Source organism: Micromonospora sp. NPDC047756, from assembly GCF_055587245.1.
This window is the reverse complement of record NZ_JBVJGQ010000001.1, coordinates 260,113-279,807: the sequence shown is the minus strand read 5'-3', so window position 1 is coordinate 279,807 and position 19,695 is coordinate 260,113. Positions and strand designations below refer to the sequence as shown.

Below are 19,695 nucleotides of genomic sequence, written 5' to 3'. Positions count from 1 at the left end.
CGCATCGGATCCACCTCGCGTGGTCATTTCAACCTCAACCTCTCCCGATGATCGGACATAGCAGGATTCACCTTCGGCCGTCAGGCGTGACGCACACCGTGTCCGTCGGCAGTGGCGCTGCTCCTCGGCAACGATCGGCACTCCTTGGCGAAGTCGGCCCGCAGACGCGGTAGTGGCACGCGAGAGCCCAACAGTCGGAAGAACTCCTCGGTCGGCCAAGTGGCCAGCCACCCGATTCGAGACATGTAGAACCCCACCTCGTCGAGGTGATACGCATCGTCGTAATCGAGGAGCACATAGCCCGCGAGCTGCCAGATGACCTTGTCAGTCAACAGCTCCGGACGGGAGATCGACTTGATCTCGACCAAGCGGCGACCGACTATCAGGTCAGCATCCGCACCGCCCACGTCTGGACTACCCGCGAAGGTCGGCGCCGCCAGACAGGCTGCCTCGTCCGTCGCGTCTCGCAGCGGCCCGAGGGCACTCTCGGCGAGTCTGACCTGTACCTGCAGGTCCATGACCGCGTAATCGGGGACCCTAGCCACTAGGTGTTCAACACCGTCACTGCTCCCCACGGTGACCAACGGTGTTCCGGGTGCGACCACGCCATCCCGGTAGACCCGGTCGAACCAGGCCAAGGCAAAGCAGAACGCGTCCAACCGGAACTCCGCGTCATCGTCGAGCAACCAATCGGAACCCCGTCGCTGTGGCGCGGTCCGGCGCAGGTGGTCTTCGAAGGCATCCACGAGCGCGCCTCCGACACGTTGTAGCGCGGGCCCGCAGTGAAGGCCCGCAAGGGCCACACCTGCAACAGCCGACGGCGGCGCTTGCGGTGTGACGAAGGCGCAGCGGATGCGGAAGTCGACTGCCGTGCCCAGCAGGTCCCAACGCACGACCGTCCGCCCCGCTGCGATCGGCCGCTGCACTCGCCGCACCGGCAGGGTGGCCGTATAGGCGGCGCGAACCGCATGAGTGCGCCGCAGCCGACTACCCATCCAGCGCGTTACGGCATGCCCGTCATCGGAGATGGCCGAGGTCAAGCTCACAGTCGCACGATACGGGCGCGCAGCGACATTTCCTTGCAGCCATAACGTCGGTGGCTCCGCCCTCGTCGCCGAGGGCCGTCAGTGTTACGACACGCTCCAAGTCGCAGTGATCTGGAGACAAGCTGACGCCTGGGCGACCTGCATCGCTTGTCGGACCAGTCCGGCAGCGCACGAGACCAGCGATTCGGCTGTCGTCGGACCCTCGTGACCCTGGCTCGTTGCGCCGCCACGGCCGGCCATCAACAATGTCGCATCGAGTGCTCACGCAACTCGCAATAATGGATTTACTACCGACAACTCGAACCGTCCCGAGTCTGGTGGAGTCCCAGACCGTGACCACCTTCGGCTGGGTCGGCCTGTTGGCGGGCGTGAAACAGGAGTCCGGATCCGGGGGCGGACCGGCGCTAGTGTGAGCGGCTGCCCGGCCGAGCGACCGACAGCTGAGCCATTGTGCCCCGCTGACCAGTAGAACCGGGTGCACCTGACCGACGTTGAAGCGCTCGGCGGCGGCACCATCGCCTACGACGACGCCCACGACCGAATCGCGCCGCACATCCACGTCAGCGTCGGGCTCAAGGAGCACAGCGCGGCCGGCCACACCAGTCACCTGCTCGCCGCCACGGTCCAGTTCCTCACCGAGATGCTGATCATCGAGGTCGCTGCGCCCATCATGTGCCGTATCCCCGAGGCGAGCCTCTACGACGTACCGCTGTTGGGCATCGGCGACAACTGACAGGCAAGTGGCATCCACGCCCGCCACGCCGACCGAAACGCTGCCCTACGCCACGGCGTCTCGGTAGCTACCGGGCCGCGACGCCTCTACCGCCAGCGGCGTTTCGCCGCCCGGGATCCCGGCTGACACTCCCGGCCATGAAGCCGCCGACCAACGCGACACCGATGCCGCAGCCATACCGACCGATCGGCCGGGAGGACCGCCGCCACGAACGATCTGCCCTACCTGCAGCCCCGACACCATTCGGATCTGCATCCGGTGAAGCACGGTCGGCGGCAGATCTGTGCATCCGATCTTGGCCCCTCAACGACTCGGGCTGCAGTTCGCGGTGCTGCCAGACCATCTCGGTTTGCACCAGCGTCTCGTTCCCGCAGCAGCACATCACCGGGTAGGCTGCAGCGCCGTGAACGCCACCGTCGTTGTCTCGATCGCCGGACTCATCGCCACCACCACCGTAGGGGTCCTTTCCCCAGTTCTACAGGGCCGATTGGCAGCACGGAACGCGGCACAAGCCAGGCGTTATGACCAGCAACTGAGCGTCTACGCCGACGCGATGCAGTTCACCTACGCGCGCAAGCAGCAGATGGAAATGTCAGGCGACCCGGATGATCCGTACGAGACGAACCGAGCGAGCCCGGACTGGACGACAGCGGCAACGATCGGCGGTCGACTCCACTTGCTCGGCACGGCCGACCTCATCAAGAAGTGGGATGCGTTCCAAGATGCGGACTCGGCGCTACGCTGGCACGCGCTTGAGGAATCCCCAGTAGACGAGCATGGCCAGCCGGAAGTGGCACCCGACGACCCATATTTGGTCACATTCAACACCGCTCTTGAAAATCTGATTGTCGCGCTACGGAAGGCCGCGGGCGTGGGGGGCGCTGCCTGATGTCTCGTGCATTTGCCCGGTCAGACCATCCAGTACCTCGGAAGCACGTAGCTACCGGATCGCGACAAGAGAGCACACGGGATCAAAGTGAGTCCAAGGACTATGCTCGGATTCCCCGTCGCGGGCCGTCGGGCACCCACACGTCACCCGCCAAGTTCAAGCGGACGACGAGGGTGCCTGGATCGAGGCTAGGCCAACTGGCGAGCAGGTGCCGCGTGGTATCGGGAGGCACTAACGGCCTACCTGTTCGAGGTAGCGCTGCCGGACTGTGTCTAGCCGCTCCTTGGTTCGTTCGACCTCCCAAAAGGCCCAGCCGTTGCTGGCTACGCCGACAGCGTCCTCCATCGCTTTAGTGGGCGCGCTTGCGACTCCGGAAGCGGTCTCGATGCTTCCTCCTGGGCGGACTCGTGCGTAGTACAGTTCGCCACGTCTGCGGCCGACGAGCCGGTCTCCCACACTTACCAAGCCTGCCTCAACCAAGTCCTGGAACCGGACTCCGTAGCGAGTGCGCTTCCCGGGCCCGAGGGGGCCGGGCGCTGGCAGCGGGGCCAGTCCGAGCGCGTCCAGGCTCCATATCTTCTTGGCGATCTCGCAGTAGAAGCGACCGCGCGCTTCGATAAACGGCTCCAGCGGGGTGCTTGCGTCATAGGTAGCGATCATGCCGTACAGGCCTTCGCCGGTGAGGAATTTCCGGAGCCGGACGTTGCCTCGTTGGAAGAAGTCCGGGTTGAGCATCCCGGCCAGCAGAGTGTCCTTCCGGTACGACGCGAGCTTTTTCTCTAAGAGCATCCCGCCGTAGCTACCGTTGTCCAGGCCGTCCAAGAGCAGGAGCGCCCCAATCCGATTCCGCAGGAAGCCGTAGTAGCGGGCGTCGGGTGCCTTGTGCGCATACCTCGAAGCCGTGCTGGTGAAGAGGTGTTCGATCTCGAAGTTGCGGTCACGGTCTCGGTGCAGGAGGAAGCGGTCGGTGGGATCTGCCTCGCCATTGGTCGCGCCCATTTCGACCCATGCGGTCAGGCGAGTCAACACGTAGTGCACGAATCTGCGTTTGGTGTCGTAGCGCAGGTCCGGGATGAGCTGCAGCCGGACTGGCCAGTCTGCGGCGTGCTCCCCGAGGGCGCGGCTGAGCTCCTGAACCGACTCGGACAGTCGTACGGCAGGCATGACCGCGGAGACGAGCTCATCGATGTGTCGCTGCTCGACCGGTTCGTCGCCAAGCGTCTGCGTCACGTAGAAGAGATCGAGAAATTTGGCCACCAAGCCGGCCTTCTGCGCCCGCTCCGTCTCCGAGTCACCGGACCGCAGGGCGGCGAGGGTGAGGTCGAACTGCTCGGCTATGCCGTTGAATGTGTTGTACCGCACGGCCCGCAGATGCGGGTTGATCCGGAATCGTGCTTGCAGCAGAGTGGCGTATGTGGTGTGGAAGGGGTAGAGCACCTCGGTGATAAGGCGGACCCGGTCGCCGTTCTTGCGGTTGGGCCAGATCTCTGCCTCGTGCGCCCGCACCCACTCGTGTGTTGCGTCGTTCAGGCTCGGCCCCGGCTTGTGTGCGGCCTCAGGAAACCTTGCCCGGAAGACGGTCCGAAGGTAGGCGAACGCGGCGCCCCTCTCAACGTCTTCCAGAGCCGACACCATCGTGGTCCATGCGCCTTCTATCTCACGTGGATCCGCTTCGGCATCACTGAGCAGGAAACGCTTGAGGTGGTCCATCGGCGAGAGCCGCACGCCGCAGTCGTTGATCGACTGGAACATCTCCTCTGCCCGGTCGCGGTCGCCTGCGTCCATCACGACCAGGGAGACCCGGTAGAGCAGCCAGTCGATGAACATGACCAGAACATCGCCGCGCAACTGTGCAGGGTAGTGGATGTCGATGTACTGGTACGCCTGCCAGATGCGGCGGATAGAAGGCCGCGAGGTTGCGACGTCGAATCCACGTTCGTTCAGCAGAGCGTTGAAGCAGGCACCGTACTCGTCGACGTCTACACGGAACGTCCGCCTGCCGAACCGTTCGGACATGATCAAGGTCAAGAGTTTGCCGGCCCTGCTGCTCGCTTTCGGAGTCGCCGCTGCCTGCCGGTGCAGATAGATCAACAGTAGTAGAAGCGTGATGATGCGCTGCTGGCCGTCGACCAGCGAGGTCCGCCCGTCCGCGGTGCAGATAATGTATGGGCCGAGGAAGTACGGGTCGTACGATTTCACGTCGGCCAGTGAGTGCTCGTCGCTCCACTGATCGAGAAACTTTCGGGAGAGATCGTTCATCAGCCGCGCGACCTGCGGTTCGTCCCAGACGTATTCGCGCTGGTAGTAGTCGAGAGCGAACGACTCTGTGCTGAACAACGCGTCGATCGATTGCTCGCGGGCACTGACCAGCTTCTTGGTGCTGCGTTTCCTGGCCATGGCGGCCCGACCTAAAGGACCACGATCGCTTTGGCGGCCACGATAGGTTCACCCCTTCCGCGCCAGATATAGCCGGAGCGCACGACCCGAACGACGGCTCCGGTGTCCGGTGCACCCGACTCGGCCTCGTGGGAGTCCGGGTCGAATGGGAGACTCTCGCCGGGCCGGCCGAGCGGCCACAGCCGCTTGCGCCGCGTCTCATCCGTGAGGAGCTTCACGACTTCTGTGATCGTGTCGCCGCGAGACTGCAGGACCTCGACTGCCACGGCAAGATCGGCAACCAGCCTGGCCTCCTCGAACTCGTGGTCCCATCCAGAGGCGGTCGTCCCGCTGGCGTCGAGCGCAGCAGCCACGTTCTGCACCAGATGTTGGGCGACCCAAGGCGGCAACTTCTTGAGCAGATAACCAGCCAGCACGTCGAGTGAGATCCGAGCAGACTGCCGTTCGGACGACCATCCGTACTTCTTGTTCACGGCAGTAATCTGTGGATGCCACTTAACCCCGCGTTGGAAAAGCCTCCAGCGGTGATCGGCGTCTACCTTCTTGACACCTGCCTCAATCACCCTGGCCTTGATTGCTTGCGCGCTGATCGGCTTGGACGCGGTCCGGATCACGTCAAGAAAGACTGATCCTGGGTCTTCCGAAAACTGCTTAGCGACGGTCCCTGCGCCCACGCGTACCGCCTCCAGGCCGGGGCTGAATGTAGCTTGCATGCTATGCGATTAGGTCGCTATGCATCTATGTCTGATGCGCGACAGTCGCTCTATGTTCCGTCAGGCCCGACTTCTTGCTATGGACCCGGAAAGTTGACGTCCGTTCTGGCCGAACCACCGTGCCCAGTTCAGTAAGACTGTTCTTCACCTGGCACCTGCGGTGAAGCTCGTAAAAGCCGGTTGACCTCCCTCTTCGTGTCGACGACGTCAGCGCGAAGGAGGGACGGTTTGTCAAGCTCGGCGTGCCTGAATCGCGTGGGTCGATGGCTGGATCACTCTGGCGATCCGATGAAGGTAAGGAGTTCGGGGGTGTTACGCATGAAATGAATTGCTCAGCGTGACGGCCACCGGATTTCACCGGCCGAAGCCGATCAAGCCAGGGAGGTGGTGAACGTCCGTTGGCGACACCCGCCCATCGGCTATGAGCGGACACCTGGTGGGGCTGTCGCCGTAGGCGCCAGGGTGGTGCGTCGTCTTCACAGGCCGGCGCACCAACCCCATGAACCAAGCGTGCGCCGACGTACTCGGCGGGCCTCGCCTTCGGCGGGGGTGAGGCCGAGGGCTGACACCGCCGTCCGGCGCCCGGCCGACGGGTCCCGCGCCGAGGGAGCACACGTCATGATCTTCCATGATGTGCGCGGTGTGTGCTCTCCAGCGGATGCCAACCCGGGTGAACCGGTGCCAACGCGGGTCACCGCGACCGACCGCCGGTCGCAAACCGGGGATCGTGTGCTCGGCGTGTGGTCCTGGGCTGGGCGAACGGCGGTCCGGGTGACGGGGGTGAACGTGGGCTACTCCCTGCCACCCCAGGTGAACCCGCAGGTCGCTAGACTGTGCCCTCGCGCCCCCGTAGCTCAGGGGATAGAGCATCGGTTTCCTAAACCGTGTGTCGCAGGTTCGAATCCTGCCGGGGGCACCAGGCGAAACGCGGATCACCTCGATGATCTGGCACTTCGCGTGGCCCCGCCGCTTCCGCAGGAAGCGACTTCCTCCGCGGCTTCTCCGTGAGTTGGCAGGGGCTCTGGTGTGCCGTGCGCGCCGGCAAAGTCAGCGGGCGACGACTGAGCCAGCCTGATCAACCGAGCCCTCGCGATCGGTCAGCCGCCTCGCCGCGAGCGCTGAGAAACGGCGACTGAGGTCCTACCGGTGTCGCGACGTAGACGACCGACGGTCCGGCGACGACGTTGCCGGGCGCTCATCGAAACGTGATGATCACGATCCCGCCTGAAGCATTAGGGTAAGGGATGCCTTCGGTCAAACCCCTTACCTCTTGGGCGGGGCGCGGGGCCGCGTTGCTGGGCATCGTGCTTGTGGCGCTCACCCTGCGCCAGACGGTTGCGGTGATGTCACCGATCCTCGACGACATCCGGGCGGACATCCCGATATCGAACATCGGAGTCGGGCTGCTCGGCACGTTGCCACCGATCCTGCTGGCGGTATCGGGTTTCGTCGCGCCGCGCGTGGCCCGCGGCATCGGCCTCGCCGGCGGCATCGTGCTGGCGCTGCTGTTCATGACCGTCGGCCATCTCGTGCGCGCAGTCGCCCCGGGCTACGCGGTGCTGCTCATCGGTAGTGTCGTCGCGCTCGCCGGCACGGGCATCGGCAATGTGCTGCTGCCGCCGATCGTGCGGCGCTACTTCCCCGACCGTGTAGCGCTGCTGACCGCCGTCTACGTCTGCATCCTGGGCGTGAGCACAGCCCTGCCCGCCGCGGTCGCCGCTCCGGTCGCCGAGCAGGTCGGATGGCGGTTCTCGCTCGGCATATGGGCGGTGACCGCGGTGGTCGCGCTCGTCCCGTGGCTCGTCATCATCGCGCGGGAGCGCCGCGCGCGACTCTCGGACGCCGACGCCGACGAGTCTGCGCCCACCACCCTCGTCACGCGACTGTGGCGTTCACGCGTGGCCCTGTCGATCACCGTCTTGTTCTCGACCAGCACGATCCTCACCTACGCGTGTTTCGCGTGGCTGCCCGAGATTCTCGGCGACATCGCCAGCTCGACGCCGACCGAGGCCGGAGTGCTGCTCGCCGTCACCGGCATCATCAGCGCGCCCATCGCGCTCGTAGCGCCCCTGCTCGTCGCGCGGCTGGGCGCTGTCAGCCGGCTGATCGCCGCCGGTGCCGCCAGCTTCGTGCTCGGCTACCTCGGCCTGCTGCTCGCGCCCGCGACACTCACCCTGCTCTGGGTGCTGCTCATCGGCTCGGGGTCGATCCTCTTCCCGATCAGCCTCGTACTCATCAACGATTGCACCCGAACCCAGCGCGGCACTGTCGCGCTGAGCGGCTTCGCGCAGGGGGTCGCGTACGCGCTCGGCGCGCTCGGTCCGCTGCTCGTCGGGCTGCTGCACGATGTGAGCGGCGGATGGACCCTGCCGCTGCTGTTTCTGCTCGCCGTCGCGCTCGTGGCGGCCATCCCGGCGGTCACGCTGGCCAAGCCCGCATTCGTCGAGGACGAGCTTGCCCGCTCCAGCCGAGAGTCGTGATCACGGTTCGGTGGGCGTCTCTTCGCCTTCTCCAGGCGCGCCCTCCGGCACCCCGCTCGATCACCGCACGTGATCTAATACCACGACATCGGTTAGTTGCCTAACAGCAATCGTCCTCAATGGAGGATGCTGCGCATTCGACGCCGACGGGGCAGACCATCCAGTGATCTCGATGGGAGCCTTCCCGTGCTTTGCCATGACTACGGGGAGGTTCGGTAGTGCGCGTTCTCAGAGTGTTCACGGTCGTGGCGGTTTCCGCCGCGACCGTTCTCATGCCGGTGACCGGGCCGGCGCTCGCCGCTCCGGAGAAGGCCCCCAAGGCCACCCCGGTGCAGCCCGGCTCGCCGGGCTCCGGCCGTCTCGCGCTCGGCCCCAGCAACGGGACGCTCGCGATGGTCCCCGGCGCGGTGGAGGTGCCCAAGGGGACGGGTGCCGGTACGAACGCGACGTTCACCACCTTCGACCTGTCCGACCGGGTGGTGCTCCAGGTCCACGCCGGCTCCGGCAACCTCCTCCTGCGTACCACCGACCTGGTGCTGCCGGGCATCAGCACCAACGTGGTGCTGGGTGCGGCGTTCAACAGCCTGCTGGTCGGCAGCGACATCGAGACCGGCGCACACGGGCGCGGCTGGCGGTCGCGTACCGGCCCGGACGTCAAGCTCATCAAGAACGACGACAACTCGGTGACGTACGCGGCAGCGGACGGGCTGGTCGGCACGTTCACGCCGGTCAGCGGCGGCTACGACACGCCCAAGGAGTTCAAGGGCACCCTGAAGCAGGACGGCTCGGGCTGGAAGTTCACCGAGAACAGCGGTGGACGCGACATGTACTTCACCTCGTCCGGGCTGCTCGACAAGGTCGAGGACCGCAACGACAACGTCATCGACTACCAGTACAACAGCTCCGGCGAGCTGACCAAGGTGGTCACCGACCGGGGTGCCACCGGCGCGCGCACCGCTGTGGTGACGTACAAGAACGGTCGGATCCAGCGACTCCAGCAGGCGGTCGACGCCTCCAACTCGCGCCAGGTCATCTACTCGTACAACAACGCGGGCAACCTGACGCAGATCATGCCCACCTCCGGGCGCGCGGTGAAGTTCGCCTACGACTCGTCCCAGCGGGTGAAGCGGATCAGCACCGGGTTCTCCTCGGAGCCGGGCACCGAGACCCGGGTCGAGTACGACAGCCTGCACCGCGTCGCCGCGGTCGTCCGCGTGCTGGAGAACGAGTCGGTGGACAACCCGGACGGCCGGCTCGCGATCACCCGGTGGGGGTACACGTCATCCACCGAGGTGCAGGTGGCCGACCCGAACACCGACATCACCAAGCGGGTGTCGGATGTCGCGCACACCACCTACACCACCGACAGTGACAAGCGGATCACCAAGGCCGTCGACCCGGACGGCAACGAGCGCAGCCGCTCCTACACCCCGTACCACGACGTGGCGACCTCGACCGACGCGATGGGGCAGAGCGTCGGCAACAAGTACGACGCCAACAACGGTCAGTCGCTGACCTCCACCACCACGCCGACCGGCGCGTCGAGTTCGGCGGCGTACAACAACGCGGCCACGTCGTCCAACCCGACCGCCGGCTACCAGCCCTCCAGCGGCGGGGACGCGCAGAAGAACCAGAGCTCGTACTCGTACAACGGCGCCGGCAACAAGATGTCGGCCAAGAACGCCGAGGCGGCCGAGGCCAAGGTCGACTACAACAGTGACGGCACTGTGAAGACCGCCACCGACCCGGCGAACACCGGCAACCCGACGAACTACGCGTACAACAGCGACAAGCAGCTCATCACGATCACCCCGCCCACCGGCAACAGCCTGGCCAAGCGGGAGTTCACCTACGACGCGTTCGGCCGGGTGCGTACCGCCAGCGACGGCGGCGGACGGGTCACCACCAACGAGTACGACACCGACGACCGCCTCGTTCGGACGACGTACTCCGACGACACGGAGTCGATGGAGTACGAGTACGACGGCTCCGGCAACCTGGTCGAGCGCACCCGCGGCAAGAGCGAGACGTTCGTCTTCGACCGGCTCAACCGACTCGTCCAGCGGGGGCCGGACTACTACCTGACGCAGTACACGTACGACCCGGCCGGCAACCTGACCAAGCTGCACGGCGACTACCGGGGCGACACCGTCTACTCGTACGACAAGCGCAACCTGCTCAAGAAGATGGAGGTCGATGGCGCGACCTACACCTTCGAGTACGACAAGGAGGGTCGACGCACCGACACGAAGCTCAGCGTCGAGGACGCCGGACCGACCACCACCGCGCACACCAAGCTGACCTACGACAAGTCGGGCCGCATCACCCGGACCACGAGCAAGCGGTGGGAGCGGGTGAACAACGCCGACCAGGAGTTCGTCACGTACGACGTCTCGTACTGCTACAGCAAGCGGGTCGGCACCGCCGCGTGCAACACCACCGACACGACCCAGGACAGTTCGCTGCGCCAGTGGCAGATCGAGCACCACCGTGGTGGTGTCGTGCAGGTCTACACGTACGACAAGGCGAACCGGCTGACCAAGGCCACCAACCTGGCGCCGGGTACGTTCGACTACACCTATGACGCGAACGGCAACCGCACCACCGTCAAGGTCAACGGCACCGAGACGCAGCGGCTGACATTCAACTCCGCCAACCAGATCACCTCCAGCGGCTACTCGTACGACGGCGCGGGCAACCAGCTCAACGGCTCGGCCACCCGGAGCACCGACTACAACGCGGCCGGACAGACGATCGGCAACCGGACCAGTGGCAACAAGGACGCCTACTTCCACTACCTGACCGGCGACCAGTCCGAGCTGGAGTCCGTCTGGGTGGACGAGGACGACAACGACCAGATGTACTTCGCCTGGGGTCGTGGCTCGCAGGGCGGCACCTCGCTGGAGGACTACCAGGCCGTCGACGGTGACACCCACTACCTGGAGCGGGACGGCACCGGCGCGCTGGTGGGTGTGCGGGTCGCCGAGAAGAAGACCGGCAAGTGGGTGCACTACTTCCCGACGATCGACGGCAACGGTTCGGTGGTCGGCCTGACCAACCAGAACGGCACCTACGCCGGCCACTGGACCTACGACCCGTACGGCCGCACCACGAACACCACTGCCAACCAGCCGGTGGTCAACTCGTTTGCGATCGGCTACGCCGGCGGGCTCCGGCACGCCAGCACCGGGCTGACGAAGTTCGGCAAGCGGTGGTACGACCCGGAGACCGGCCGGTTCACCCAGCAGGACAGCCTCAACACCATCGGCGACCCGACGGTGGGCAACCGCTACGCGTTCGCCGGGGCCGACCCGATCAACAACTCGGACCCGACGGGTCTGGTGGTGGCCAGCATCGGCTTCGAGGTCTGCTACGTCATCTGCGCCGGTCTGAACTACGAGATCGACGACCAGGGCAACCAGGGCGTCACCGGCACCATCGGGGTCGGCGCCGGTGGTGGCTTCAACAGCGAGATCGGTGGCGGCACCGTCGAGGAGGGCGTCAGCGGGTACGGACAGTGTCACGCCGGGCCGTTCAACGCCAACGTCGAGGAGTCCGCGGCGACCGGTGAGGACGAGTACAGCGCCTCGGTCAGTCCGGGCAGCACCGGAGCGGGTTGTTCGCTGGGCATTTCGGGAACACAGAAGTTCTGACCCGCACCCTCCTCATCGGACGGAGATGGACATGCTCGAAAACCTCGCCGTGGTTGGCGGACCGAAGTCACCAGTCGCCGCACCTGTGCTGGTCGGTTTCTTCGTCCTCGTGGCGGTCGCCATCGTGGTGATCCTGTTCCTGCGTTCGCGTAACAAGTAGCACGCACGATCCGGGCCGGCCGGTCACGACCGGCCGGCCCGGCACACTCACGGGGGGCCGGCACATGCAGAAGAGAACAGCCGCGGCCATGGTCGCGGCGGTGGTCGCGATGTGGTCACTGGGCTGGGTGCTCGGCTCGTCGGCCGGCGCGGAGAATCCCGGCGCCGCGCTCGTCGTCCCCCGGATAACCGACCCGCCCGAGGTTCCGGTGCCGGCCACCGGCACCGGGCGGGACCCGCTCACCCCGGCCGAGACCGACCGGGCCCGCGAGCTGGCACTGGCCGGGCTGGCGACCGCTGGGCCGGCTGGGCCCACCGACGTCACCGGAGCGGCCGGGCCGGAGTTGTTGACCGTCCGCCGCGCGGACGGCGACGGCAGCGCACGCCGAGCCGACGTGCTCGCCTATGACTACCGTGGCGACAAGCTGGTCAAGGTCGTCGTCGACCTCACCGCCGGGCGGGTCACCGGCACGTTCGCCGCCAGCGGCATGCAACCGCCGGCCACCCCGAGGGAGGTGGCGACGGCGGTGGACCTGCTCTGGCGGCACGACCTCGGCGAGCTGATGCGCGAGCGGTTCCGGCAGGCCACCGGCACCGCACCGGCGTCGGCGGCGGAGCTTGAGCCGGGCGCGCAGACCTACACCGATAAGCCGTGCGCGGTGCACCGCTGCGTCCTGCTGCTCCTGCACCGGCCGGGTGAGCCCTACGTGGATCTCACCGACCTGGTCGTCGACCTGTCCGCCGGCACCGTCGTCCGTCTGCCCTGAGGAGCCCCGCGATGACCAAGCGCACCCTGGCCCTCGCCCTGTCCGCCGCGCTGTCGGTGATCCTGGCCTCCGGGCTGGCCGGTGCCAGCGCCGGCCACGCCGAGGAACCCGCCACGTCGGCCTGCGGCCCGGCGGCCACCGTCCGGGAGACGTTGCCCGGCGGCGCCCGCTGGCAGATGTGCTGGCACGTCGACCCGCAGACCGGGCTGGTGTTGGAGGACGTCCGGCTGAGCTTCCGCGGCGGCCCGGTCACCACAGTGCTGGAGTCGGTGACGCTCGGCCAGCTCAACGTGCCGTACGACACCGGGACCACCGAGTGGAACGACATCACCTCGTACGGCTTCGGCGGCGACGCGATGCAGCGTCTGCCCGAGCGCGAGTGCCCCGGCGGGTCGCGGCGGGCGGCGTACGACAGCGGCAAGGTCCTCTGTGTCGTCGCCGAGCCCACCGGCCCGGCGCAACGGGTCGCCGACGACGGCTACCTCTACTCCCGCCAGGGAATCGACCTGGTGCTGCGGACCATCTCCAAGGTCGGCTGGTACGAGTACGTCACCGAGTACCGGTTCGGCGACGACGGCCGGTTCACCGCCCGGCTCGGCGCCACCGGTGATCTGTCCCCGACCGACTACACCTCCGCGCGGTACGGCCAGCCGATCGGCCCGGGCGCCTCCGACCACGCGGCGGCGCATCACCACAACGCGGTCTGGCGGGTCGATCCCGGCCTGGGCAGCGAACGCGTCGAGCAGTTCGACACCGCGCCCACCGGGCAGCAGGGCCGCCGCTCGGCGATCCTCGCCACCACCCGCACCGCCATTCCCACCGAACGGGCGCTGACCGGCGCGAACCGCAGGTGGTGGCGCGTCGTCAGCGACGCCGCACCGAACGCAGACGGGCACCCGCGCTCCTACCAACTCGTGACCGGTGCGAACGACGACTACGAGAGCCGGCCCGAGATGGCACCCGACCTGACCGTCACCGAGGCGCGGGCCTGCGAGAAGTTCGCCTCGTTCAACCTGGACCCGGAGTGCGCGGCCCGGTCCGTGGTGGACTACGTGAACGGCGAGACGCTCACCGATCCGGTGCTCTGGGTTCGGATCGGTTTCCACCACCTGCCGCGCGACGAGGACCAGAGCCCGATGCGCGTGCACTGGCAGGGCTTCGACCTGCTGCCCCGGGACCTGACCGCCACCAACCCGCTGGCACCGAGCGCGCGAGCGAGCATCAACGGCCGCCCCTGACCGGGGCGGTGGGCGACTCAGGCGGCGTAGGTGAGCCAGACGCCGCCCCGCCCCGGGGCGGCGGCCCGGGTTCCCCGGCCACCAGACGTCGATCAGAGCGTCGGCAGCTGTTCGGCTCGGGTGACCACCTGGTCGATGAGGCCGTACTCCCGGGCCTGCTCGGCCGTGAACCACCGGTCCCGGTCCCAGTCGCGCTGGATCTCGTCGAGGGTACGTCCACTGTGCTGGGCGATGAGCTCCTGCATCGTCCGCTTCACGTGCAGCATGTTCTCCGCCTGGATGGTGATGTCGGCGGCGGTTCCGCCCATCCCCCCGGACGGCTGGTGCATCATGATCCGCGAGTGCGGCAGCGCGTACCGCTTGCCGGCCGCACCCGCGCAGAGCAGGAACTGCCCCATCGAGCCGGCGAAGCCGAGCGCCAGCGTCGCCACGTCGTTGCGGACGTACCGCATCGTGTCGTAGACCGCCATCCCCGCGCTCACCGAACCGCCCGGCGAGTTGATGTAGAGGTAGATGTCCCGGTCGTCGTCCTCGGCGGCCAGCAGCAGGATCTGCGCGCAGATCTGGTTGGCCGACTCCTCCGTCACCTCGGTGCCGAGGAAGACGATCCGCTCCCGCAGCAGCCGCTCGAACACCTGGTCACCGAAGGTCGGCTGCCCGCCGTTGAGCATCTGCACCCCGTACCCCATCATGTGCCGCCGCCTTCCGCCGTGCCGGCGGGCGGTGGGACCACCCGGTGGACCGGCCCCTCCAGCGTGCCGGCGGTCGCGACGGCCAGCCCACGGATTCTGCCGCCGGCAGATCCGCCGACGGCAGAACGGCGCGGCCTACGCGGCGGTCAACCGCCGCCCGCCGACCGGGGCCGACTCCCGGCCAGCCAGGCAAGGGGTACGCGGGCCGGGGCGCGAGCCACCAGCGGAGACCGCCACGCCGACCCGCATGGTCGGCTCGCCGGCCTTGGGCACCCGCTGCAGGGGCAGCCCGCCGCCGAGCGGACCCACCAGAAGGGTGGCATTGCCGATCTCACGTCGGACCGCCTCGACGGGCTCCAGGTGGGTCAGCGCGGCGCGGGGTGCCGCCGGGAGACGGGGTTCGACCCGGCGCATGTCGTCGCGGGCCTCCCCGAGCAGGTCGGCGAGGCTGATGCCGAGCGCCCGGCAGATCGCCGCGAGCACCTCGGACGAGGCCTCCTTGCGGCCCCGCTCCACCTCCGACAGGTAGGGCACCGACACGTCGGCCGACTCGGCCACCTCGCGCAGTGTGCGGCCCTGACGCTGGCGGTGGCGACGCAGCACCCCGCCGATGACTCGTCGCAGCAACGACATGCCGGCCTCACTTTCGCGGTCGTCGTCGGGAACACCCTCATCATGCCCGTCCCCGGCCGTCCGGGCCGACCCGTCCGGGTCCGCGCCGCTCCGACGGCGCGGACCCGGGGCGCTCACCGGCTCAGGTGGGTGTGCCAGGTGGCCGGCTCGGGCACCAGCGTGACCGCCGGGAACAGGGCCCGGGTGCCACCGGCCGGGAGCAGGGCGCTGTCGTCGATCGACACGTTCGCCCCGTTGACGTCGTACACGGTCAGCGACTCGTTGCCGTTCTCTCCCCCGAACCGCGCCGGGTGCCCATCCAGGGTGGTGTTCGGGTCGACGTACGCCCGGTCGGCGGGGTCGGTCACGTTGCGATAGCGGGACACGCCGACGCTCAACGTCCGGGCCCGCTGCTGGCCGGGGTCGGCGGTGGCCGGTTTCGGAGTCCAGGTCCACCCCGCGTACCAGGTCCTGGGCTCGTCAAGTGACTCGGACACGTCGACGTTGATCAACCGCAGGTTGGCGGGCACGCCCGCCACGGTCGCCGGCATCGGAACGGCTGTGTCGCCGAAGCGCAGCGAGCCGGCCACCCGTGCCGCCGCGTCCCGCACGTCCGATGTCAGACCGAACACCCGAACCTGTGCCCAACCGTCCGGGGCGTACCGCCAGCGCAGGATCGCCTCCGATCTCTCGGCCCCCGAGTAGCTGACGAAGACGCTGTCCCCGCCGTTGAGCTGTGGCCCGGCGGCGGGCTTACCGGCCACCGCGGGTTCAGCGCTGTCCCGCTGCGGTGCCGGTGGCTCCACGCCCCTGGGCAGGAGTGCGACAGCCACGAACTGGCGCATGTCGTCGTTGCGGCCGTTGGTGGCGCTCAGGTACACACCGGGACCGGAGAGCAGCAGCCCGGCCTGGTAATGAAGATCGCGCATCCCGTCCGGCAGCCAGCCGAACCGGACGTACACCCGCTGTGGGTCGACAGTGGTAAGCGCGGCCGGAAGGCCGGTCTCACCGGAAACGGGCGCCGGGCCGGCCGGACCTGCGGCGGGCGTGCGGTCCGGGGTCAGCAGGTCGGGGACGGTGAGCCCGCCGACGGTCAGCGCCACCGCAAGCAGAGCGGCGCCGGCTCCCCGGGTGAGGCGGCGCTGCCGCCGCGCGGTGGTCATCGCCCGGTCCACGTCCAGCACGGCGGAGGGCCGCTCGGCGGACTCGATCTCGGTCAGCATCAGGTCGCCGATCTGGCGTTCGTCAAGCATCGTCGCTCCTCTCAGTTGCCGGTCAGGGTGGGGGTGAGCAGGCTGCGCAGGGTGGCCAGACCCTTGGCGGTCTGGCTCTTCACCGTCCCCGTCGAGCAGCCCATGGCTCGGGCGGTCTCCTCGACGCTGAGGTCCTCGAAGTAACGCAGCACCAGCACCGCCCGTTGGCGCGCAGGCACCTGCCGCAGCGCGCCCACCAGGGTGATCCGGTCGGTCGGGTCGGCGAAGGCCCGGGACACGTCGGGCAGCGCGGTGCCGAGGCGGACCCGCGTCCACCGCAACCGCCGCTCGTCGATCAGTCGCCGCAGCAGCATCGTGCGAACCAGAGCGTCCAGGTGATCGGCCTGCCGCGCCCGGGCCCACGAGCGGTACAGCTCGGTGAGCACCCGTTGCAGGATGTCGTCGCCCCGGTCCCAGTCCCCGCACATCAGGTAGGCGGTGCGCCGCCACTGCGCCATCCGGGACCTGACGTACTCGGTGTATTCGTGGTCGGCCTCGGCCCGCTGTCTGCCGCTTGTCGTCACGAGGGTCGCGCCCCCTCCGTCTGCCGGCCTGCACCGGTTCGTCGTTGTCGTCAGGTAGTCGGGTGCGAGAGTGGCGCGGGTTGTCCGGTGTGCAACCCGGACGTGCGATCGATGCCGTACCCGCTATGTTGTGGGCGTGCAGGCGACGGCGGGGGAGCAGGTTCGACGGTGATCCATTTTCCCGCGCAGCGTCGGGGGCCGCTGAGCGCGCTGAGCCTTCGGCTCGCCGCCGCCCTGGGCCTGGTCTTCGCGGTGGTCGCCGCGGTCTACCTCGGCCGGGACGGCTACCGCGATGTGAATGAGGACGGTCTCACCCTCCTCGACTGCTTCTACTACGCGGTCGTGTCGCTCTCGACCACCGGTTACGGGGACATCACCCCGGCCGCGCCGTCGGCCCGGCTGGTCAACGTCCTCTTCATCACCCCGGCCCGGGTGATCTTCCTTATCATCCTGGTCGGCACCACCCTGGAAGTTCTGACCGAGCAGTACCGGACCGGCCGTCGCCTGTCGCGGTGGAGGAGAGCCGTGAAGGACCACGTCATCATCTGCGGCTACGGCACCAAGGGGCGTAGCGCTGTCTCCGCCCTGATGGAGAACGGTCTGGACCGTTCGCGGATCGTGGTGGTGGAGCGCAGCGCCGCCGCCCTGCGGCAGGCCACCTCTGCCGGGCTGGTGGCGATCGAGGGCTCGGCGACCCGCTCGTCGGTGCTGAACGAGGCGCACGTCAAGAACGCGAAGGCCGTGATCATCGCGACCGACAGCGACGACGCGTCGGTGCTGGTCGCGCTGACGGTACGGCAGCTCACCGCCGGTCAGGTCCGCATCATCGCGGCGGCCCGGGAGGCGGAGAACGCCCCGCTGCTCAAGCAGAGCGGCGCACACCATGTGATCGTCTCCTCGGCCACGGCGGGCCGGCTGCTCGGCCTCTCCACTTCGGCACCGCCGCTCATCGACGTGGTGGAGGACCTGCTCACCCCCGGCCAGGGCATGGCGCTGGCGATGCGTTCGGCGGAGCGGGACGAGGTGGGTCGCTCGCCGCGCGAGCTGGACTCGCTGGTGATCGCCCTGGTGCGGCGGGGCAAGGTGGTCACCCTGGCCGACCGGGCCGGCGCGGTGATCGAGACCGGCGACATGCTGGTGCACGTACGCGACGACCGTCCCCAGTCGGCGACCACCGCCTGACCCTCCGCCCCCGTCGGCGGCCGGGCGCGTCCGCTCGGGCCGCTGGCGTGGTGTGCCCGCCGCGCTGTCGGCAATGTGACGGCTCTGCCGCCGCCTGACGGCTCCGCCGCTGGGTGAGGCGGCGTCAGCAGGTGTCGTCGGTGGCGCAGATCGCCTCGGTGCAGGTGACCGCCGTGCCGGTGGAGGCCCGGCTGAGCAGCTCGTAGAGCGTCTCCCGCTCGGTCCGATCCAGCGCGCCCAGCACCTCGTCCTCGGCGCTGGCCAGCGCGCATTCCGCCTCGTTGAGGCGTTTCGCACCGTCTTCGGTGAGTTCGACGACGTGTCGGCGACGGTCCTCGGGTGAGCGCCGGCGCTCGATCAGCTGCTTTGACTCCAAATCGTTGAGCAGCCCGACGATGTTGGTGCTGTCCATTTCCAGGATGGTGGCGAGCGCCTGTTGACCGGTGCCGCCGCCGGCGCGCAGCACGGTGAGCGCGACCAGATGCCGGGGGCGTAGTCCCAGCGGCGCCAGCACCGACTCCGACCGCAGTCGCATCCGCCGGGCCAGATGGTCCAGGAGTGCGCCCGAGCGGTGCTCGGAGGAATCGAGCGGCTGCGCGGACATGTGACCCAGTCTACCGAGTCTGCGGAACATCGGCCTGCTATAAATAGTTGATGCTTCACAGACGATTCCTAGAGGAGGAATAATGCATCTGCTGCATATCGACTCGAGCATCCGCGGTGACTGGTCGGTCAGCCGGCGGCTCACCGCCCGCGCGGTCGACGCATGGCGTGCGGCTCACCCGGACGGCACGGTGACCTACCGGGACCTGGGCGCGGAGCCGCTGCCGCACCTGGACTCGGAGGGCGGCCTCGCCCGGATGACGCCACCGGAGCAGCACACCCCGGCGCAGCGCGAGTCATGGGAGCGCAGCCTGCAGGTCGTCGACGAGGTCAAGCGGGCCGACGTGGTGCTGCTCGGGCTGCCGCTCTACAACTACGGCGTGCCCAGCAGCGTGAAGTCCTGGGTCGACCACCTGATCGTCGCCGGTCTCACCTACGACCCGACGACCCAGGAGGGCCTGCTCGGCGGCCGCGAGTTCGTGGTGCTGGCCACCCGTGGCGGTGGCTACGGCGAGGGCACCCCTCGCCATGGCTGGGACCACGCCGAGCAGTGGCTCCCGCACGGTCTGTCGATGACCGGCCTGGACCCGCGTTTCATCGGTACCGAACTGACCCTGGCGCCGTCGGTGCCGGCGATGGCCGAGCTGATCCCGCTGCACGAGGCGAGTCTCGCGGCCACCGAGAAGGAGATCGACAACCTCTGGACGCCGGCCTCCGCCCAGCGCTGAGCCATCGTCCGTACGACGAGAGAGCG

The 19,695-nt window shown here is 68.1% G+C and carries 16 protein-coding genes, 1 tRNA gene and 1 pseudogene; 10 read left to right on the top strand and 8 right to left on the bottom strand.

Annotated features, from left to right (window positions below; all coding sequences use genetic code 11):
- Positions 1 to 80: 80 nt before the first annotated feature.
- On the bottom strand, positions 81 to 1,046 hold the full coding sequence (locus ACZ6NZ_RS01335) for a hypothetical protein (RefSeq protein WP_465854765.1): 966 nt from the start codon (positions 1,044 to 1,046) through the stop codon (positions 81 to 83).
- Between the two features lie 469 nt (positions 1,047 to 1,515).
- Here ACZ6NZ_RS01335 and ACZ6NZ_RS01330 point away from each other — a divergent pair.
- Both ACZ6NZ_RS01330 and ACZ6NZ_RS01325 read left to right on the top strand, forming a co-directional pair.
- Positions 1,516 to 1,779: pseudogene (locus ACZ6NZ_RS01330) on the top strand (PPC domain-containing DNA-binding protein); the annotation flags it as partial.
- A 403-nt stretch (positions 1,780 to 2,182) separates the two neighbouring features.
- A complete protein-coding gene (locus ACZ6NZ_RS01325) occupies positions 2,183 to 2,668 on the top strand; it encodes a hypothetical protein (RefSeq protein ID WP_465854763.1) in 486 nt (161 codons plus the stop codon).
- A gap of 231 nt (positions 2,669 to 2,899) precedes the next feature.
- Here the strand turns inward: ACZ6NZ_RS01325 and ACZ6NZ_RS01320 are convergent, their stop codons facing one another.
- On the bottom strand, positions 2,900 to 5,065 hold the full coding sequence (locus ACZ6NZ_RS01320) for a GmrSD restriction endonuclease domain-containing protein (RefSeq protein WP_465854761.1): 2,166 nt from the start codon (positions 5,063 to 5,065) through the stop codon (positions 2,900 to 2,902).
- Between the two features lie 11 nt (positions 5,066 to 5,076).
- The gene (locus tag ACZ6NZ_RS01315; RefSeq protein WP_465854759.1) at positions 5,077 to 5,739 is read right to left on the bottom strand and encodes a hypothetical protein; all 663 of its coding nucleotides are present in this window, start codon (positions 5,737 to 5,739) and stop codon (positions 5,077 to 5,079) included.
- An 882-nt stretch (positions 5,740 to 6,621) separates the two neighbouring features.
- On the opposite strand from ACZ6NZ_RS01315, the gene ACZ6NZ_RS01310 reads away from it, so the two are divergent.
- The 6 genes from ACZ6NZ_RS01310 (at position 6,622) to ACZ6NZ_RS01285 (ending at position 14,075) form a co-directional block, all read left to right on the top strand.
- Positions 6,622 to 6,697: transfer RNA gene (locus tag ACZ6NZ_RS01310), tRNA-Arg, on the top strand.
- A gap of 373 nt (positions 6,698 to 7,070) precedes the next feature.
- On the top strand, positions 7,071 to 8,258 hold the full coding sequence (locus tag ACZ6NZ_RS01305; protein WP_465854757.1) for an MFS transporter: 1,188 nt from the start codon (positions 7,071 to 7,073) through the stop codon (positions 8,256 to 8,258).
- Positions 8,259 to 8,476: 218 nt separating this feature from the next.
- Complete coding sequence (locus ACZ6NZ_RS01300) at positions 8,477 to 11,911, top strand: RHS repeat-associated core domain-containing protein (protein ID WP_465854755.1); 3,435 nt, start codon at positions 8,477 to 8,479, stop codon at positions 11,909 to 11,911.
- Positions 11,912 to 11,942: 31 nt separating this feature from the next.
- Positions 11,943 to 12,071 (top strand): hypothetical protein, encoded by a 129-nt coding sequence (locus tag ACZ6NZ_RS01295; RefSeq protein WP_465854753.1) that lies wholly within the window; start codon positions 11,943 to 11,945, stop codon positions 12,069 to 12,071.
- Between the two features lie 64 nt (positions 12,072 to 12,135).
- The gene (locus ACZ6NZ_RS01290) at positions 12,136 to 12,837 is read left to right on the top strand and encodes a hypothetical protein (RefSeq protein WP_465854751.1); all 702 of its coding nucleotides are present in this window, start codon (positions 12,136 to 12,138) and stop codon (positions 12,835 to 12,837) included.
- 11 nt (positions 12,838 to 12,848) lie between these two features.
- A complete protein-coding gene (locus ACZ6NZ_RS01285) occupies positions 12,849 to 14,075 on the top strand; it encodes a copper amine oxidase (protein ID WP_465854749.1) in 1,227 nt (408 codons plus the stop codon).
- Positions 14,076 to 14,167: 92 nt separating this feature from the next.
- On the opposite strand, the gene ACZ6NZ_RS01280 is transcribed toward ACZ6NZ_RS01285, so the two are convergent.
- The 4 genes from ACZ6NZ_RS01280 to ACZ6NZ_RS01265 all read right to left on the bottom strand — a co-directional run bounded on the left by ACZ6NZ_RS01280 (position 14,168) and on the right by ACZ6NZ_RS01265 (position 17,156).
- Complete coding sequence (locus tag ACZ6NZ_RS01280) at positions 14,168 to 14,767, bottom strand: ClpP family protease (RefSeq protein ID WP_465854747.1); 600 nt, start codon at positions 14,765 to 14,767, stop codon at positions 14,168 to 14,170.
- Between the two features lie 135 nt (positions 14,768 to 14,902).
- Positions 14,903 to 15,400: a helix-turn-helix domain-containing protein gene (locus ACZ6NZ_RS01275; RefSeq protein WP_366605375.1), complete on the bottom strand. Its 498-nt coding sequence runs from the start codon at positions 15,398 to 15,400 to the stop codon at positions 14,903 to 14,905.
- 113 nt (positions 15,401 to 15,513) lie between these two features.
- Positions 15,514 to 16,632 carry a hypothetical protein gene (locus ACZ6NZ_RS01270; protein WP_465854745.1) on the bottom strand — a complete coding sequence of 373 codons (1,119 nt, stop codon included), beginning with the start codon at positions 16,630 to 16,632 and terminating at the stop codon, positions 15,514 to 15,516.
- A gap of 11 nt (positions 16,633 to 16,643) precedes the next feature.
- On the bottom strand, positions 16,644 to 17,156 hold the full coding sequence (locus ACZ6NZ_RS01265) for a SigE family RNA polymerase sigma factor (RefSeq protein ID WP_465854743.1): 513 nt from the start codon (positions 17,154 to 17,156) through the stop codon (positions 16,644 to 16,646).
- Between the two features lie 168 nt (positions 17,157 to 17,324).
- On the opposite strand from ACZ6NZ_RS01265, the gene ACZ6NZ_RS01260 reads away from it, so the two are divergent.
- Positions 17,325 to 18,338 carry a potassium channel family protein gene (locus ACZ6NZ_RS01260; RefSeq protein ID WP_124777438.1) on the top strand — a complete coding sequence of 338 codons (1,014 nt, stop codon included), beginning with the start codon at positions 17,325 to 17,327 and terminating at the stop codon, positions 18,336 to 18,338.
- Between the two features lie 124 nt (positions 18,339 to 18,462).
- On the opposite strand, the gene ACZ6NZ_RS01255 is transcribed toward ACZ6NZ_RS01260, so the two are convergent.
- Positions 18,463 to 18,942: a MarR family winged helix-turn-helix transcriptional regulator gene (locus ACZ6NZ_RS01255; protein ID WP_465854740.1), complete on the bottom strand. Its 480-nt coding sequence runs from the start codon at positions 18,940 to 18,942 to the stop codon at positions 18,463 to 18,465.
- A gap of 82 nt (positions 18,943 to 19,024) precedes the next feature.
- Between ACZ6NZ_RS01255 and ACZ6NZ_RS01250 the strand changes: the two genes are divergently transcribed.
- Positions 19,025 to 19,669, top strand: a complete 645-nt coding sequence (locus ACZ6NZ_RS01250; protein ID WP_465854738.1) for an FMN-dependent NADH-azoreductase — start codon at positions 19,025 to 19,027, stop codon at positions 19,667 to 19,669.
- Positions 19,670 to 19,695: the final 26 nt, after the last annotated feature.